The sequence below is a fragment of the Streptomyces sp. NRRL F-2664 genome, assembly GCF_000719345.1.
In the GTDB taxonomy this organism is placed as follows: domain Bacteria; phylum Actinomycetota; class Actinomycetes; order Streptomycetales; family Streptomycetaceae; genus Streptomyces.
This window is the reverse complement of record NZ_JOFX01000662.1, coordinates 1-202: the sequence shown is the minus strand read 5'-3', so window position 1 is coordinate 202 and position 202 is coordinate 1. Positions and strand designations below refer to the sequence as shown.

At 70.8% G+C, this 202-nt stretch carries 1 protein-coding gene; it reads right to left on the bottom strand.

The features are described from left to right. The coding region (locus IF89_RS40545; RefSeq protein WP_043195281.1) for a hypothetical protein at positions 1-202 on the bottom strand (202 nt) is incomplete at both ends.

Genomic DNA, 202 nt, shown 5'->3' with positions numbered 1-202 from the left:
GACTTCTGTGGCGGCGCCGTAGGGGTCGGTGACAGACGTGAGCTGCCAGGTCTCTCCGGCCGGGGTGAAGGCGAAGTCGGTGCGGTTGCCGTGCCGGTCTTCGAACGCGACGGGGTTGCCGGCGGTGTCGAAGTACTGCACGGACCCGTCGGTGCGGTCGGTCAGCCGCCACTCGTAGCCGCGTCCGTCGACGCCGTCGCGG